Origin of the sequence: Faecalibacterium sp. Marseille-Q4137 (genome assembly GCF_017377535.1) — a bacterium.
Taxonomy (GTDB): Bacteria; Bacillota; Clostridia; order Oscillospirales; family Ruminococcaceae; genus Faecalibacterium; species Faecalibacterium duncaniae.
In genome coordinates, this window is record NZ_JAFREK010000014.1 from 13,804 (window position 1) to 29,510 (window position 15,707).

Here is a 15,707-nt window from a genome sequence, read left to right on the forward strand (position 1 = left end):
AACGCCTCAAGGTCGTTGAAAATCAGGTTGCCAAAAAGACAACCTGATTCCACCTGTAACGTTGCAAGGTCTGTTGAAAATCAGGTGCCGCCACCCGGCACTTGATTTTACCCGTAACGGAATCAGTTGGTCAAAGTGGCCAACTGAAAAAGCCGGACGAGCTGCGGGCAGAAATTCGTAAATCTTTGCCTGTCAGCTTGCCCGGAGCAGAAGTGCAGGCCTTTGCACCATTTTTTGATGTAAAACGCTGGAGGTGAATTCTATTTCCGATTACCTGACTGTCACTACACCTTTGCCGCAATATCTACCCTATGCCCGCTTTCTTCTGGACACAGACCTGAGCCACACAGCAAAGCTGCTCTACACCCTGCTGCTGGACCGGGCAACGCTTTCCAAAAAGAACAACTGGATCGATGCACAGGGTCGCATTTATGTAGTCTATCCGCTTTCTCATCTGTCAAAAGATTTGGGATGCAGTATTTCCAGCATAACACGCTCTTTTACTGAACTAGAAAATGCACAGCTCGTAGAACGTGTCCGCAACGGTTTTTCCAAGCCCAGCCGCATTCTGCTCAAGGTTCCGCATACTACGCAAAATTGCACCATCGCAGTATGCAAAAATGCCGAGCATGACTGTGCAGAACCGAGCAGTATGATTGCGCAAAAATGCACACCTAACCAACGTAATAAGAACAACCTGAAAGATAACCACCTAGTAAGAACCAATGGCACTCGTTTGATGTTCGGAGAATATCGAAATGTTTTTCTGACGGAAAAAGACTACAAGCGGCTCAAAGCCGATTTTTCCGGGCTGGATGATCTGATCGAACAGCTTTCAGCTTATATCCAGTCTACCGGCAAAAAGTACTCTGATCATGCCGCTACCCTGCGCATCTGGGCGAAACGGCAAAAGTTAGAACAAAAGCAAACACCGGGTATCCCGGACTACACATTCAAGAAAGGAGAAAGCCTATAAAGACGATCGAAAAAATTTTGGAACAGCTCCCATCCAGTATTCCCGAAAATCCCGAGGATTATTATGGCAAGGACGGTCTGCTTTACTGCGGAAAATGTCACACCCCAAAAGAAGCGTTCTTTGCGAAGGGCATTGCCCTGATGGGCAAGAACAAGCACCCAGTCGAATGCTGCTGCCAGCGCATGGAAAGAGAAAAGCAGGAAGCCCTTATCAACCAGCAAAAACACCTCGACCTTGTGCGGCGACTGAAAGCAGAAGGATTTTCAGACCCAGCAATGCTAGACTGGACCTTTGAAAACGGCAATGGCCGCAGCCCGCAGATGCACCATGCACGCCGATATGTAGAGCAGTGGCAGACCATGCATTCAGAGAACCTTGGGCTTCTTCTCTGGGGCGGTGTTGGCACCGGCAAGAGTTTCCTTGCCGGGTGCATTGCGAACGCTCTGATGGAGCAGGAAGTGCCTGTGCGAATGACGAACTTTGCCCGAATCCTGAACGAGTTGAACAGTAGCTTTTCCGGGCGAAATGATGTTGTGGACAAGCTCTGCCGCTATCCCCTGCTCATCATTGACGATTTCGGCATGGAACGCGGAACGGAATATGTACTGGAGCAAATCTACAACATCGTAGACAGCCGATACCGCAGCCGGAAGCCGTTAATCGTCACCACCAACCTGACGCTGGACGAGATACGCCACCCACAGGATACCGCCCATGCCCGCATCTATGACCGCCTGCTGGAAATGTGCATTCCTGTTTCCTGCATCGGTGTGAGTTTCCGCAAAGAGAACGCGCAGGAGAAGCTGAAACGTATGAAACTTTTGATTGGATAAACCGAAAACATCGGAAAGCAAAAATTGCCGGGTGTAATAGTCACCCGACTACAAGGAATTGGAGGTCTGCCTATGAATTTGAATCGGCCTGACATGACCGAAACCGTGAAATTCGAAAATTATACGAATAATCCCTTGCAAAAGGACTCGAACCCCACTACAATGGAGGTGGTCACTCAAACCAATGCCGTCAAGTCTCCGACTGACAGCCCAGCAACCACGAAGCTGGTGTACACGGTGGAAGAGATCGCACGAATGCTGGCCATCAGCCTGCGCTCTGCTTACAACCTGTGCAACAGCACCACCGAATTCCGTGTCCTGCGGGTAGGCGGAAGCATCCGTGTACCGAAGGACGGTTTCGATGCGTGGCTCAACCGGGCAGCTTAATAAGGAGGCAAACAGTATGGCATATATTACGAAGCGTGGCAACTCTTACAGTGTTCGCTATACCTACGAAGATGAACACGGCAAGAGCTGCGACAAATGGGAGAGCTTTTCCACCAAAGAGGAGGCAACAAACCGAAAGAAGCAAATCGAGCATGAACTGGCAGCTGGCACTTTTCTGATCCCGTCCTCGGTGACGGTAGCAGAGTTCCTCATGGATTGGCTGCCCAAGCAGTGCAGCAAACACAAGTGGGCTCCCAAGACCTACGAATCCAACCTTTCCACCATCCAGAACCTGATTATCCCCTATATCGGCAGCATGGAGATGCAGAAGCTCAAGGCCTATCACATGGAAAACCTCTACACGACCCTGAGCAAAACGCCCTGCGGTTCGTATATTGAGGGCAAGAAACAGAAATTGACTGAAAAGCAGAAGCAGCGGTTTCTTTCCGGCACCACCATCCACGAGGTTCATCGGCTGCTGGGTACAGCCTTCCAGTATGCCGTAGAGTGGGGCATCCTTGTCAAAAGCCCTGTTCCCGTGGACAGCCCCAAGAAATCCACACAGGAACGCACCATCTGGACAGTTGAGGAAATGCGAGCGGCACTGGACAGCATGGAGGACCCCATCCTGCATCTGGCAGTCCACCTCACGCTGGTGGGCACACTGCGAGAGGGCGAGATCGTAGGTCTGACCCCGGAGGATCTTGATTTTGACGCTGCGGATGGCATTGGAACCTTCCGTATCAACAAGTCCATGCAGCGGGTGCGAAAAGAAGCCCTGAATCAGGTAGACGATGGCTGCATCATCAAGGTATTCCCGGATAAGTTGGAACGCAGCACCACTTCCCTCATCCTGAAAAGCACCAAAACCGCATCCTCCTGCCGCACCATCTTCATGACCTCTGCACTAAAAGAAGAATTGAAGAAGTGGCTGAATCAGCTGGCGACAGATGAGAGAAAAGACCCGACACGCTACCATGACAGTGGGATGCTGTTCCGTCTGCCCAACGGTCTGGCGGTGGAGCCGGTGCTCATTCGCAAAAAGTTCCTCAAGTGGCAGGATGCCCACCCGGAGTTCCCCCGCATTGTCTTTCACGGTTTGCGGCATTCCAGTGCCACCTATCAGCTGATGATCTCCGGCGGCGATGTGAAAGCCGTTCAGGGCACCACAGGGCACGCCACGGCGGATATGCTGGTGAACACCTACGCTCATATCCAGCAGTCCTCTCGTGTAGAACTGGGCAAGAAATTTGAGGAAGGGTTCTATGCTAAACAGGAAAGCCCCAGCCCGCAGGCTGTACCCGCCGCAGGCGAACCGACCATCTCCATGACCGCTCTGCTGGAACTGCTGAAGAATGCAGACCCCGAAGTAAAGGCCCAGCTCCGTCTGGCTCTGCTGACCTGATGCAAAATTTACTACGCATTTCAAAGCAATTCCAGCCCATGCAGAGGATTCCTATGAAAACGCCAACCGTGCAAAAACCGTGCATTGACCGTGCAAGCCCCGATTTTTCGGGGTTACATAACAAAAAAGAACGCCAAATCTTACGATTTGACGTTCAATATCTGGTGCACCTCCAGGGACTCGAACCCTGGGCCCACTGATTAAGAGTCATTCCAGCCCGCACTCCATTGGTGCAAAAGCAAAAATAAACAACGAATATACGCTATTCTACAAAGGACTGCGCAAATACGAAAAAGCACCGTGGTAGTCAATCGGTAGTCACACTCGCCCTCAAATCGAAAATATCAAAATACGATACCAAATATCATTTTGCTGATATAGATTATCCTTTTATGCTACACTCTCCGCAAAGGAGATATGGCTGATGTTAAGGATTTTGTTGTCCGTCCGCTTAGGCGAAAAGCGATGGACTCAGAAGCAACTTGCAGACGCAACTGGAATCCGGCGAAACACAATCAATGATCTTTACCATGAGATGACCGACCGGGTATCTTTGGAACAGCTTGATTTGATTTGCAAAGCCTTGGACTGCAAAATCTCCGATCTTCTGGTTCAAGAAGAAGATTTGGATGATTTGACCCGAAGCAGGCTTGCAACGCCACGGTGCAGATCCATAACGTCCGACAAGTAAGTTATCCCCTTTCCCCGGACACTTCGGTGTCTGGGGACTTTTTTTGCCCAAAATCTTCCTCATCCAAATATACAATCCGCAATTCCGCTTCAATCTCAATACATCCAGCAGGGCGATAAATAAATTTATTTTATTTATATTTTCATGTTTTTGCTGTTGTCTTTTTCTTAAAGATGGAGGATACTATAATCACAGCAAGGGAGTACGACCGGAAGGCAAGGGGCGAAGTAAGAGCCGGGAGCGCAGTAAGTCGTGAGCGCATGCTAAGTCAGTAACCCACTCCCCTGCTGCTTTTTATTTTATCTTTTCAGCCAAAGAAAGAGAGGGCATTATGAAAAAGTTTGATCTGTCCGCCATCATGTGCAAGGCATGGAAGCTGTATCGCAAGGGCGTGGGCAGTTTTGCCGAAGCTCTGCACCGGGCATGGAACAGCGCAAAGGCCGCCCCGATCAACGCCCAGCGCATCGAGGAAGCCCAGCAGGCCGCCGGGGTGGCCGAGCCTGTGAACACATGGGCAGGATGGAAAGCCGCCGGGTACATGGTGGAGCATGGCGCAAAGGCTCTGTTTCAGGCGGTGCTTATCCACAGCAGCAAGGGGGACGGCCAAACCTACAGGGCATCATTCTTCGGCGCTTCTCAGGTCAAACAACTACCCTCTGACTAAAGGAACAGCCGCCAGCATTACGATGTTTGCTGGCGGCTGTTCCTTTTATTTTTCCTGTTCATCATCGCTGAGATATATGCACTGACCGTCCGGCATCACAAAAGCCAGCTTACATCCGCATAATTCTGCCACTTTGAGAAGATCACTGGCAAACCAGCTGTTTTTCCTAATTTTATTATTTACAGCCTGATTGCTGCTCATTCCCAAAACGCTTGTCAGTTCGGCCTGTTTCTTTCCTGACATTGCCAAGAGACCCTTGATAACATCCGAAACACTCATAATGTCAACACCTCCTTGTTGATTATAAGAATACATCTTTTTGAGCTATTTGTCAACCAAAAATATTTGCAACGAAATCAAAAAAGTTTATCTTTTTCATTGACAAGTAAATCAAAAAGATGTATAATATAGGTGTCAGGAGGAGCGGGAAGCTCACCGGAAAGGAGAACAGACCGATGGATGAAAAAGTAAAAGCTCTGAAAGAGCTGCTGGAAATCTTGGTCGAACATCCCGATCTTGCAGAGCGGATAACGATCACGATTAAACCCAACAGAATCATTCAGAGCAACGAGACCCCCACGGATAACAAGTAATCCGTAAGAGCAGGGCGGCGGGTAGGAGCCGCCGCCCTCGCTTTTTAATTATAACCACCCACCGATGAAAAATCAAGGAGAATATATATGAACAGAGAGCGCAGAAAGGCCCTGCAGGCCATCGTTGACCAGCTTGAAACCCTCCAGATGCAGCTTGAGGAAATCCAGACCGAGGAAGAAGAATACCGGGACAACATCCCTGAAAACTTCCAGAGCGGCGAGCGGTACGAGCGTACCGAGGAAATCTGTGAAAGCCTGTCCGATGCGGTAAGCAGTCTGGAAGATGCCACCAGCAGCATTGAAGAAGCGATTGAGTAAGGAGAAGCGCCATGACCATCCGAGAGTTTGCAAAGCTGAACAATTTTCCCATCAAGGGCAAGCTGACCCGCATTCCTGATGAGGTCGAATACGACTTCAACGACCGGCCGCACAACTGCAAGCGGTACGTTGACGAAGATTTCAATGAATACGGCATCCATGAGGACGGCTTCATTGTTGCCATCCCCTGCGAAAAGGCTTGGGGGTTCAGCACCAAAGAGAAGTCCCGGATTGCCGCCATGATTGAAAAAGAGCGCCAGGAAGCCGCTGAGCGCCGGATGTTCGGTGATTGATGGGAGGTATGAACTGAATGCTTACGCTTGAGCAGGCGCTTCAGCACGGCGCCGCCGTCGGTGTCAAATACTATGTGAAAAACAGCTATGACAAAATCGTTGGCGGAACCTGCACAGAAGAACAGGCGCTTTCCATGAAGAAGCGCTTCGAGGAAGAAGACAAGCACAACCCTTGGACAAAAGGATCCACCCGCTTTTACATTACCAAAATAGGATGAGGTTTACTATATGAATGATTTGGAGCAGGCTCTCCGCATCCTGCGCGGAAGCAAACAATATAATTTCAATGGCACGGTTTTGACTGTGATCGGCTATTATACCGGCAAGCGCATTTCCCTTGATTTGGGTAAGTTGGATGCGGATATGCTGGAAGCCCTCACCCCAGATGAGGAAGCCGATGACGGCGGTATTTGGTAATCTGCAAACAAAAAATCCCCCTGCACTGGCCGATGAAGTCAATGCAGGGGGATTTTGTATGCTGCCGGGGCGGCGAAATGTAAAAATCAAGAGCGGAACTGCCCACAGGCAATGCCGCTCTCTACAAAAGCCATAGCTTTTCAAGTGGTTCTATTTTAACTGGCGTTTTTATATCCGTCAAGCCTTTTTGGTACTCAGCGCCGCGGTCATAGCGTCAAAAGCACGCTCAATGACCGCATCCAGCACTTCATCCGTGATTGCCCACTGGATGATGGCCGGGCATTTGGCGCGGAGGGCGGCGAAGACCTGCTTTTTCTTCTTCGCCCCCTGCCCCGAACCCATAATGGACTTTTCAGCCCGGTTCACCAGATCCAGCGCCAGATTCTTAACAGTAGCCTTGTAGCCCAGCCGGATACCGCCGACTGCCAGCGAAACAAAACCCGCCGCCATCAGAATGACAGCGACAGGCACGGGAATAAAACTCAGAATAGCTTCCATGATGGTTTCCTCCTATGTCACAGATACTTGTTGGCCCCAGAAATTGCCCGCCAACTGGCAGGGCCGCAGATGCCATCCACGGCCAGCTTGTGCTTCTCCTGCGCTTTCAGCAGGGCGTTTTCGGTTTTTTCTCCAAAAATGCCGTCCGGGGTCAGCCCCAGCAACCGCTGGAGCATCTTTGTAGCCGCTCTGTTTGCATCCCCGGTACAGCCCCGGCGGATGGTCGGCAAAATGAATTTCAGGTAGGTGGTGCTGGGGTAGTGCAGTTTTGCATCACACAGCCACGTTGCCTTTGCGTTGCGGGTGTCCGCATGGACAAAAGCATAGTTTCCGTACCAGTAGATACCCACGCCACCGAAACCGGCTTCCACCGCCAAGATGCCAAGCGCTACCGGGTTCAGTCCGCGATCTTTGAGTCGCCAGTCCGCAGCCATTCCAAAGCGGTGCTTACTGTTCGGACTACCGCCCACGGTTTTGCTGGCATTGTGAACAATGCAGCGGTAACCGCTGGTGATCTTGATGGGCTGACCCACCTTATCCCGGATGATCTGGAGCTTCTCAGCAAGTTCCAGATCCACCTTTTGCTCACCGCATCCACACGGACACTGAAATTCCGACCGCGCAAAATCTTTGGTCAGCGCAGTTTTGTCCCCGCTCTGAAACGAAATAATGCTCATCTAAAACACCCCCTAAAAACCGAGTTGCGTGAACACATATCCGAGAAAAACGCCGATGACCGCTGTCACAACGTACCCAACGGCCTTGCGCCACATTTCACCGTCACGATCTTCCAGCGTTTCCAGCCGCTTGCCCTGTTTCTCCTGCTCCTTGACCATGCTTTCCATACTCAAGGCCAGTTTTTCAACAGAGGTAGACAACGCGCCCATTTTGCTCACGCTTTCCTCCAGCAGTGCAATCCGCCTGTCCTGACGGGAGTTTTCTTCTTCGAGCCGCCGCCTGAATTCTTCATGCTCGGCCCTTGTGATAGGCTGGTCCATCCGAACCTCCTTTTGATTTTTTACAAAAAAACAGGGGGCAAAGCCCCCTGTTCGGTCTCACAAGCTGGTTACTGAACCAGCGCGGCGATTGCCTGCAAATCAAAAATCGGAGCATCAAAAAACGCTCTCGCCCACAGCCAGTAGTCTTCGGACTCCGGGCGGCGGTACTTTTGGCAGAGTGCCGATGCCCAAACCCGGTTCCAGCGGGTCTGATAGTCCGCATCCCGGCGCTCAAGGCACCGCTGGATGTTCCCTACCAGTTCCCCGCGCAGGGTGCCGTTACCGTCATCGTCCTGCACAAAGCAGTCCATGCCGTTCTGGCTCCCTACAGCACACACGCGCTGGTTTTTGTGCATAAGAAAACCGTCCTGACAAGTCAGGGCGGTTCCATAGGGAATATTCACTTTTCCATCTATGCCGTCGAAGCGCGCCCGGCGGCGGGCGATAAAGCGTTCATGCTCCATGGGTTAGACCTGCTCTTTCTTCTCGGTCTTCTCGGCGAGCAGAGCGGTCAGCTCGTTATACTCGTCCTCGGTCAGCTTGTTGGCAGCGTAAAAGACATCCAGCTTGGTTGCCATGCCAGCGGTGTTGCCCTTTTCAATCATGCGCTTGCAAGTACGATACAGCATTCAGTTCACCCCCTTTCTCAAGAAGCATCGGTATCATCAGTGATGCCCAGCTCCAACAGGGTCAGGCGGTACGCCTGATCCACGTTGAGAGCATCAGCATCCTCGATGGCGGTTTGGGTTTCCGTGACCCAGCTTCCAATATCGGTCTGCTCCAGCATAACGCTTTCCAAATCGTCCCCCATAGGGTCACGATCGAGCAGATGATACGGTGTGCCGGCATAAGAAATGCCCGAAGCATCAGGCTCCGGGCAGAGGATATAACAGCCGTTGTCGGCTTTTTTGATGTAGGTCACGTCCTCGGTCAAGGCAAGGACGGTGCCATCACTGGCTTTGATGATTTTGAACAAGGCACTCTACCTCCAAAAATTGCATAGCAAAGCCGCCGCAGACGCAGCAGCCGCCCATGGTCATCAAAATTTTTATAGTAGGCTTCTTGGCAGTTCATATACTGCGCCACCTCCTGCAGGGTACGTTTCCCGGCCAGCCATTCCCGGTGGAACAGCTTCAGTTTTCTCCGTGCGCGTATCACGCCGTCACGGCTACCATTGACTTTGATTTTCCCGGTCTCGGTCAAGGTAAAACGAGCCTTGCACCAGCGGAAAGGCTTTGTCAGAGGGATGATCTTGCATTTCTTCTTGTTGACCGGGATGCCGCGGATTTCAAACTGGCGCACGATAGCGCGGCCCAGCTTTTTCAAATCTTCGATGTCCGGGAGAATGATGCAGTAATCATCCATGTAGTGCCCGGCGCTGTGCGTGGACATCTGGCATTTGATCCAGTTGTCCACGGCACTGGGCATCGCCGCCATTTCCTGCTGGCTCGGCTCAACGCCCAGCGGCATCCCACGGCCCGGGAATTCGCCGGGAGCAGTATCAATAATGGTATCTGCTATCCGCCGAAAATCAGGGTTCAGGATATACCGCTGGTGCCGCTGATAGATGATAGAATGGGGTGCATAAGGAAAGAACTTCTTCAGGTCGAGCAGCAACACCCCGCCCGCACGGCCATACTTGCGGTAATGCCGCGCCAGCTGCTGTTTGATGCGCTTGATCTGCCAGTGCAGCCCCTTACCAATCCGGCTTGCACCGTTGTCATAGATCATGCTGGGGTCGTAAAGCGGCTCCAACACTTCCTTGCTGATGACCTTGTGGATTTGTCGGTCTGTAATATGAGGAGCGTCAATCCCACGAATCTTGCCGCGTTCACAGACCGTGAAATGAACGTATTTCTTAGGCCGCCACCTTTTTGTCAAAATAAGCCGCCGCTGCTTCGCTGTGTGGGAAAACAGATGCCGCTCAAAGTTCTGCGTACTCTGCTTCCAGCGTACACCGTTGCAGCATTTCCGGCCATATTTGAACATCGTGTGGTAACTAAATACTTCTTCCAACGAACCGAGGGCGGCACACCGGGCTTCTTGTCTGGCTCGGCGTGCTGCCCGGCGGCGTTGGTATCGCGCTTCATGGCGCTCCTGACTTGTCATAAAATTATTCGCTCCTCGTACAGATAAATTGTCGGGCATCGTCTAATCTGCTTTATGCTGGCACATGAAACGCGGTAAGATGCATCCCGCGCCATGCAAGAAGCGTCCGTGTCAGCATATCGAAAAGCAGTTTTAGAGGTTTGACCCTCAGGGAAGTACCTCTCCTTTTGCTATGGTCGTCTTTCACCTATGGCTACTCCATGTGACCAAGCATTGCAAAATCCGGGCACAACACCATACGCATTGTTAGCGTTGTTATAGTCCAACGACCCCGACGACGAAACCGCGCAGAAGTTGTTGTTGTTGTTGATGTTGTTGTAGTTTGGCGACCGCAGCCACCAGACCGCCGCCGCAGGAATTGACAGAGATACACCCACTTAAAAATCAGGCTTTCCGATTAACCGTTCCGATCATGCCTTGCAGCAGGTCGTTTTCCCTGTCAATCAGCTCACCCAACTTTTGAGCCATTTTGTCCAGTCTTTCAGTTGCTTTCTTCGCATCGACACTTTTCCCTGAGGGAGTTGTGAAACATCCCTGCGGGTTCTGGGTCATGATGAGATAGCAGTGAGTCAACCGAACATCCAGCGCCATCAGGGATGCCCGCGCTTCCAGAAGATGTGCTTTACGAAGCTGGCGCCGCTGATCGTCGGAGGGATAGATGCTGTTTGCCTTTTCGGCGTGGTCTATCACCTCGCCTGCCAGCTTTGCAACCGGTTCTGCAATCAATCTGGAATACCTTGCGGAAATGCGGGTCAGGAAGTTTATCGTTTCAATGTAAATCGCATTGGCGACATTCACATACTCCGCCTTGCTTTCTGTGCGCTTGGATTTCAAAACTGACATGATACTTTAGTCTCCTTCGGGGTCATCGAGATCGATTTCCCCTTGCTCTCGCTCAACTTCTTCCAAATGCTTGAGCAGCACATACTCTATGTAGTTCGTGATGGACCGATGCTCTTTTGTTGCTAGAACGCCGATCTTATCAAAAACTTCATCGGACAGGCGCAGTGTAAAGACGCGCTTGTTAGTTGCCATACAATACCTCCTAACAAACAGGTTTTGAAAGTATTGTATAGCGTTTTTCGTGCCGTGTATGCACTCATAAGACAGTTGAGTGATAGCACTTTCAGTATCTTTTTTCAAAAAATCGCGCGGGGCGCTGACGCGCCCTTTGAATTTTTTTAGGAAAGTTTGCTGTTTTCCGCCCACTTCCGTGGGCTTGAGTAAGTCGAGAATCCCTGCGGGGGATTAGACAACAAAGCCGGGCACAACACCATACGCATAGTTAGCGTTGTAATAGCCCAACGACCCCGACGACGAAACCGCGCAGAAGTTGTTGTAGTAGTCGATGTAGCTGCAGTAAGGCGACCGCAGCCACCAGACCGCCGCCGTTCCGGTGGCGGAATGTTTATTGGCAACTTTGCTGTTACCCGCTTTGAAGTAATCGTACTGTGCCTGATAGTTCGGCTCCGCATCATTGCAATACTGGTGCGTTGCAAAGACCTCATACTCGGACAGCAGGAACAGATAATCCGTGGTAGAGGACACGTTGCTGGCGGTATTGCCACCGCCCTTATTATCCGTATACTTCGTGCAGGACTTCATCACCGCCCGCAGGTCAGAGGGGAGTGCGGCCAGCAACGTGTTGGCGGTCGGGCTGGTGGGAGAGCTTGCGCTACCAAGCACCTTGCTCCGCATCTGACTGCTCCCCCAGCCACCAGAGTTCGTGTTGCTGGTGTTCATCGTGAATGCACCAGACGTGGAAGTCGTGCTGCTGTAGCTGCTATCCACCAGACCAACAAACTTGCCGCTGATCTTGCCCAACAGGAAGTGGATGCGGTTGCTGCCCTCCTTGCCGGAATTGTGGTTGAAACCGATGATAAAGGCATCAACTTTCAAGCTGGAGATCGTAGTCGCACCCACCTTGCCATTGATTGTCACGGACTTCGTGGCACCAACAGACCAGTAGTTTGCACCCTGACCAGCATCGCTCACGGCCTTGATGACTGCCCAACTGTTGCTGCTGAGCGTTTTGGACACCAGCGTAACGGCCACCGTGAACGTCTTGCTGGACGGTGCAGTATAGTTGGTATCTGCACCCACATTGACCGTAATAGTGGCACTGCCGGTCGCCTTTGCGGTCACCGTGATGGTGGTGCCGGAAACACTTACCGTTGCAATGTTCGTACTGCCAGAGGATGCGGTCACCGTACCGCTGCCAGGCCGCGTAACAGTGATGGTGCCAGAGGTTTTCGGGTAGGTCAGGCTCAGACTGCTTGCGGACAGCGTAATACTGCCGGTCGCCTTTCCGATCGTCCACGAAGCGCTCTTGGCCGTAGTCGTCCCATCCGACCACTTATAATTGGAAGTCGGGGTAAAGGTGGCGCTGTAGCTGCCAGCGTTGGTTGCGCTGCTCGTGCCACCGATCGTCAGCTGAGAACTGTTATAGTTGCTCCACGACGGGGACTGCGCCGAGCCATTGTAAGTCACGCTACCGGTCTGTGCCGGCACATTCTTGACCGCGGCTCGGCCAATCGTCCACGACACACTCTTGGCTTCCTGCGTGCCGTCCGTCCAGACATACTTGCCGATGGGCGTAAACGTGGCCGTATAGGTGCCAGCATTGATGCCGGAGGTCACGCCCCCGATCGTCATCATGCTGCTGTCATAGCCTTTCCATGTGGGACTCTGGGTGGAGCCGGTATAGGTCAGGCTCCCGCTCTGGGCGGGCACGGCCTGAATCGTCAGGGTCAGCACAGAAAGCGCATCAATGGCTTCCTGCACATTCGCCGCCGAAATGCCGGACTTGCTGTTGTCGTAGGAAATATCTGCCGCAGTGCCGCCGGACGAACCGCCGCCACCGCCAGCATTAAAAGGACCCCATGCCATAAGATTAACCCTCCTTTGCCGCTGTTGCGGCCGTGATGATGTGGTACTGCGCCGAAATCGTAGCTGTTGGCACCGATGCCGCACGAAGCCGGAGGATGCCGGCACGGCTTTCGGTCGCAACAAAATTTGCCGCTCGTGCCACTGCGCTACTGGACGGGGCAACATCCACCGCCACATAGTCAGCCGCCGTTAAGCCGCTGATTGCAATGTCGATGTAGTTCGTATAGCCGGGAACACTGCTGTCAGTTTTCCAGCCAGTTGCAGGGATAGAAAAAGAAACGAACTCCGTTTTATCCGCTTTTACTCCATCCATTTCATCCAAAGCAGCGGCCGCGGCATCAGCCACCTGTGCCGCCCGATCTTTTGACTTCTGGGACACAGCCCGAAGCTGGGAAAGGGTCGTGAGCTTTTCGCTCAATAGGATCACCTCCCGAAAAAAGGAAGCGGCGGGACATCCCCGCCGCTATCCATGCTTATGAACTTACTCGCCGTATACCTCGGCCAGCATCTCGGACACCTCGGCATCGGTAGCCGTGTGGTCCGCAATGGCCTTATTGATGGTGGCGCCCATGCCATCCAGCTTGGTCTTATCCGCAGCGGACATCAGGCCAGCCTTGGCAGTGGTAGCCTCGTCATAGGTGGTATCCTGCGCAGGGATGCCCAGCTTGGTGATGTCATCCTTGGTCACAGGAGTGGTGGCGGTCACATGGCCCTCTTCATCCACGGTGGTCTTGTACAAGCCGCTCGCAGCAGCGGTGTGGGTGGGATGGACATACTTGTTTGCGCCAGCCGCAATGCCGTCCAGCTTATCCTTGAGGGCCGCAGTGAAGTTCTCGTCAGACAGGCCCTTGCCTGCTTCCTTTTCAACATAACCGGACAGATCAACGAAACCGGCCAGCACATCGTACTTATAGGCATCGCCGACCTTGACCACCACGACATTGGTGCCCTTGGGATGTTTGTTGCCCGCGTCCTCAACAAAGTTGGCGGTAGTAGTGAAAGCATCGGTGACATTGTACACATTGCCCAGAATGCTCTCAGACAGAGAGGGCAGTTCAGCAAAGGCCACAGAGCCAGCAGGCTTATAGACAGCGCTGATCTTGGCGTTGATCTCATCCTTGGTGTAGGCATTAGTAATGCCGTAACCGTCCAGAGTAGTTGCCTTGTCAGCCTTGCCCTCCAGAACAGCAGCCAGCGCGTCATCGAGATCCGACTGAGAAACCTTTGCCTTGAAAGCCAGAGCGGCCAGCCCCTTGATGGCAACATCAGCACCGTTCACGGAAATGCTGCCGTTCTTGGAGCCAGTGGCGATCAGGATGTCAACCATCTTATTGGCAATAGCCAGCGCAGTGCCGTTCACCTTGACACCCTCAAGGACGTTGGCCTGAGAGCCAACATTCTCCAGAGTATCAACACGCGCCGCCAGAGCATCGGCGACCTCTTTCTGCTTGGTACCCAGTGCCTTCAGGTCAGCCAGTTTTACCAGATGTTTCTCATTGTAAGCCATAGTAGTTTTCCTCCTAAATTTTCTGTGATTTACTCACCATAAATTTCTTTCAGCATTTCGGAAGTATCATCCGAAGTTGCAATCTGATCTTCGGACACCTTTGCATTGGCCGAAATCGTGCCGTCTTCGGTCACTTCGATTCCGTTACCAATCTTAACGTGTCCCAGCTGTTCGCGGGTCGCAACGGTCAAGTCACTCTCTCCACCCCCTCCCTTGCCAAACAGAATGATGCAAGTGGAAATGTCTGCGGCGGGGACTTCCTTGGAGTAGAATTTCACCACTCCATCCCCGGTTTCGCATCCGTTCACGACACCCGCATCTTCGGCAATATGAAAACTTCCCAGCAGAGGTGCGCCGCTCGGAATGAGGGCGCTCGTACTGTCGGGAAGTTCTGCGGTATAGATATAGCTGTAGTCCGGGCTTTCTTCATCAGCCTGTTCCCAGCCCGATGCAGCCAACGTCAGAAAGTATGTACCGTAGTACCCACCGCTGCCATGTTCCGCAATCTCCTTGCGAATCATAGTCTCAACAGTCTTCTGATCAATGATCTGACCGGACTCCTCCAGCTTCTTCATGGCGGAACCCACTGCATCCATGATGATGCCGGCATGAGCTTCCGGGTCTTCATTGTGCCGCTGGAGCAGGTCATTTACTGCCGCCACCGTTGCAATGGCTTCCGGGTCGATTGCCGCCGTCACGGTATCAACATCACCAACGGCGGCGATCAGATCAATGGTAGCCAGCTTGCCCACAATCGAACTTGCCGGGCGGATCCATTCAGGTTCATTTTCCAGCACAAGATAGGTATAAGGGACTTCGCCCTCATCGGGGTCTTCTGCATAAAGGACAACCGCCGTGCAGTAGAAGCCCTTGTCCACATTTGCCGAGTTGATCTGCACCGTGACCTGGCACTCACCATCCACCGGGTTGGTGATGCCCGCAATCACGGCATCCATGACATAATCGGCAGGCTCCGTCATGGTTTTCGGGGTCTTGTCGTCCGGGATATTGCCCTTGCCCACGGCCACCCGCGTGTATTTCATCGCACAGCGGCCAGCAAGAACCTTTGCGATCAGGGCAATGCCGGCGGCAGACCCATAGCTGCCGTCTTCATATTTCGCCATAAGCT

26 protein-coding genes and 1 tRNA gene are annotated in these 15,707 nt (G+C 52.4%); 11 read left to right on the plus strand and 16 right to left on the minus strand.

Translation table 11 applies throughout. The features are described from left to right. Nucleotides 1–253: 253 nt before the first annotated feature. The 4 genes from J3353_RS07295 to xerC all read left to right on the plus strand — a co-directional run bounded on the left by J3353_RS07295 (nt 254) and on the right by xerC (nt 3,601). Nucleotides 254–976 (plus strand): replication initiator protein A, encoded by a 723-nt coding sequence (locus J3353_RS07295; protein WP_207684523.1) that lies wholly within the window; start codon nt 254–256, stop codon nt 974–976. Further along, nucleotides 973–1,809, plus strand: coding sequence for an ATP-binding protein (locus tag J3353_RS07300; RefSeq protein WP_207684578.1), 837 nt, complete (start codon nt 973–975; stop codon nt 1,807–1,809). Before J3353_RS07295 ends, J3353_RS07300 begins: the two co-directional genes overlap by 4 nt. 72 nt (nt 1,810–1,881) lie before the next feature. Next, a complete protein-coding gene (locus J3353_RS07305; protein WP_207684524.1) occupies nt 1,882–2,196 on the plus strand; it encodes a helix-turn-helix domain-containing protein in 315 nt (104 codons plus the stop codon). A 16-nt stretch (nt 2,197–2,212) separates the two neighbouring features. After that, nucleotides 2,213–3,601 (plus strand): tyrosine recombinase XerC, encoded by a 1,389-nt coding sequence (gene xerC / locus J3353_RS07310; protein WP_207684525.1) that lies wholly within the window; start codon nt 2,213–2,215, stop codon nt 3,599–3,601. A gap of 162 nt (nt 3,602–3,763) precedes the next feature. Here the strand turns inward: xerC and J3353_RS07315 are convergent. Next, nucleotides 3,764–3,835: transfer RNA gene (locus tag J3353_RS07315), tRNA-Lys, on the minus strand. A gap of 190 nt (nt 3,836–4,025) precedes the next feature. On the opposite strand from J3353_RS07315, the gene J3353_RS07320 reads away from it, so the two are divergent. Next, nucleotides 4,026–4,292 carry a helix-turn-helix transcriptional regulator gene (locus tag J3353_RS07320; RefSeq protein WP_112122199.1) on the plus strand — a complete coding sequence of 89 codons (267 nt, stop codon included), beginning with the start codon at nt 4,026–4,028 and terminating at the stop codon, nt 4,290–4,292. Between the two features lie 331 nt (nt 4,293–4,623). After that, nucleotides 4,624–4,956, plus strand: a complete 333-nt coding sequence (locus J3353_RS07325; RefSeq protein WP_120080853.1) for a hypothetical protein — start codon at nt 4,624–4,626, stop codon at nt 4,954–4,956. Between the two features lie 45 nt (nt 4,957–5,001). On the opposite strand, the gene J3353_RS07330 is transcribed toward J3353_RS07325, so the two are convergent. After that, the gene (locus tag J3353_RS07330) at nt 5,002–5,235 is read right to left on the minus strand and encodes a hypothetical protein (RefSeq protein ID WP_207684526.1); all 234 of its coding nucleotides are present in this window, start codon (nt 5,233–5,235) and stop codon (nt 5,002–5,004) included. A gap of 176 nt (nt 5,236–5,411) precedes the next feature. Between J3353_RS07330 and J3353_RS07335 the strand changes: the two genes are divergently transcribed. The 5 genes from J3353_RS07335 to J3353_RS07355 all read left to right on the plus strand — a co-directional run bounded on the left by J3353_RS07335 (nt 5,412) and on the right by J3353_RS07355 (nt 6,577). Further along, nucleotides 5,412–5,549, plus strand: a complete 138-nt coding sequence (locus J3353_RS07335) for a hypothetical protein (RefSeq protein WP_165852650.1) — start codon at nt 5,412–5,414, stop codon at nt 5,547–5,549. 87 nt (nt 5,550–5,636) lie between these two features. Further along, nucleotides 5,637–5,867: a hypothetical protein gene (locus J3353_RS07340; RefSeq protein ID WP_112122202.1), complete on the plus strand. Its 231-nt coding sequence runs from the start codon at nt 5,637–5,639 to the stop codon at nt 5,865–5,867. An 11-nt stretch (nt 5,868–5,878) separates the two neighbouring features. Beyond that, nucleotides 5,879–6,160, plus strand: a complete 282-nt coding sequence (locus J3353_RS07345; RefSeq protein ID WP_207684527.1) for a hypothetical protein — start codon at nt 5,879–5,881, stop codon at nt 6,158–6,160. 17 nt (nt 6,161–6,177) lie between these two features. Then, nucleotides 6,178–6,378, plus strand: coding sequence for a hypothetical protein (locus J3353_RS07350; protein WP_120081565.1), 201 nt, complete (start codon nt 6,178–6,180; stop codon nt 6,376–6,378). 10 nt (nt 6,379–6,388) lie between these two features. Then, nucleotides 6,389–6,577, plus strand: coding sequence for a hypothetical protein (locus tag J3353_RS07355; RefSeq protein WP_120081564.1), 189 nt, complete (start codon nt 6,389–6,391; stop codon nt 6,575–6,577). Between the two features lie 177 nt (nt 6,578–6,754). Here J3353_RS07355 and J3353_RS07360 read toward each other — a convergent pair whose 3' ends face one another. From J3353_RS07360 to J3353_RS07420, 14 genes are all read right to left on the minus strand, one after another. Then, the gene (locus J3353_RS07360) at nt 6,755–7,075 is read right to left on the minus strand and encodes a hypothetical protein (RefSeq protein ID WP_207684528.1); all 321 of its coding nucleotides are present in this window, start codon (nt 7,073–7,075) and stop codon (nt 6,755–6,757) included. Nucleotides 7,076–7,092: 17 nt separating this feature from the next. Then, nucleotides 7,093–7,752 (minus strand): D-Ala-D-Ala carboxypeptidase family metallohydrolase, encoded by a 660-nt coding sequence (locus tag J3353_RS07365; RefSeq protein ID WP_207684529.1) that lies wholly within the window; start codon nt 7,750–7,752, stop codon nt 7,093–7,095. A gap of 12 nt (nt 7,753–7,764) precedes the next feature. Then, nucleotides 7,765–8,073 (minus strand): hypothetical protein, encoded by a 309-nt coding sequence (locus tag J3353_RS07370; protein WP_207684530.1) that lies wholly within the window; start codon nt 8,071–8,073, stop codon nt 7,765–7,767. Nucleotides 8,074–8,141: 68 nt separating this feature from the next. Beyond that, on the minus strand, nt 8,142–8,537 hold the full coding sequence (locus J3353_RS07375) for an isoaspartyl peptidase (RefSeq protein ID WP_120081560.1): 396 nt from the start codon (nt 8,535–8,537) through the stop codon (nt 8,142–8,144). A gap of 3 nt (nt 8,538–8,540) precedes the next feature. Continuing rightward, nucleotides 8,541–8,702, minus strand: a complete 162-nt coding sequence (locus J3353_RS07380) for a hypothetical protein (RefSeq protein WP_165852641.1) — start codon at nt 8,700–8,702, stop codon at nt 8,541–8,543. A 17-nt stretch (nt 8,703–8,719) separates the two neighbouring features. Continuing rightward, nucleotides 8,720–9,049, minus strand: coding sequence for a hypothetical protein (locus tag J3353_RS07385; RefSeq protein ID WP_133300819.1), 330 nt, complete (start codon nt 9,047–9,049; stop codon nt 8,720–8,722). Continuing rightward, nucleotides 9,004–10,182: a reverse transcriptase domain-containing protein gene (locus J3353_RS07390; RefSeq protein ID WP_207684531.1), complete on the minus strand. Its 1,179-nt coding sequence runs from the start codon at nt 10,180–10,182 to the stop codon at nt 9,004–9,006. The genes J3353_RS07385 and J3353_RS07390 overlap by 46 nt, the downstream gene beginning before the upstream one ends. 170 nt (nt 10,183–10,352) lie before the next feature. Beyond that, nucleotides 10,353–10,559, minus strand: coding sequence for a DUF6273 domain-containing protein (locus J3353_RS16580; protein WP_370569179.1), 207 nt, complete (start codon nt 10,557–10,559; stop codon nt 10,353–10,355). 7 nt (nt 10,560–10,566) lie between these two features. Beyond that, nucleotides 10,567–11,025, minus strand: coding sequence for a hypothetical protein (locus J3353_RS07395; RefSeq protein WP_207684532.1), 459 nt, complete (start codon nt 11,023–11,025; stop codon nt 10,567–10,569). A 6-nt stretch (nt 11,026–11,031) separates the two neighbouring features. After that, nucleotides 11,032–11,217, minus strand: coding sequence for a hypothetical protein (locus J3353_RS07400; RefSeq protein WP_207684533.1), 186 nt, complete (start codon nt 11,215–11,217; stop codon nt 11,032–11,034). Nucleotides 11,218–11,430: 213 nt separating this feature from the next. Next, nucleotides 11,431–13,071 (minus strand): DUF6273 domain-containing protein, encoded by a 1,641-nt coding sequence (locus tag J3353_RS07405; RefSeq protein WP_207684534.1) that lies wholly within the window; start codon nt 13,069–13,071, stop codon nt 11,431–11,433. A 4-nt stretch (nt 13,072–13,075) separates the two neighbouring features. Beyond that, the gene (locus J3353_RS07410; protein WP_207684535.1) at nt 13,076–13,489 is read right to left on the minus strand and encodes a hypothetical protein; all 414 of its coding nucleotides are present in this window, start codon (nt 13,487–13,489) and stop codon (nt 13,076–13,078) included. Nucleotides 13,490–13,552: 63 nt separating this feature from the next. Further along, nucleotides 13,553–14,578, minus strand: a complete 1,026-nt coding sequence (locus tag J3353_RS07415; RefSeq protein ID WP_112122020.1) for a hypothetical protein — start codon at nt 14,576–14,578, stop codon at nt 13,553–13,555. Between the two features lie 29 nt (nt 14,579–14,607). After that, a complete protein-coding gene (locus J3353_RS07420; RefSeq protein WP_207684536.1) occupies nt 14,608–15,702 on the minus strand; it encodes a hypothetical protein in 1,095 nt (364 codons plus the stop codon). Nucleotides 15,703–15,707: the final 5 nt, after the last annotated feature.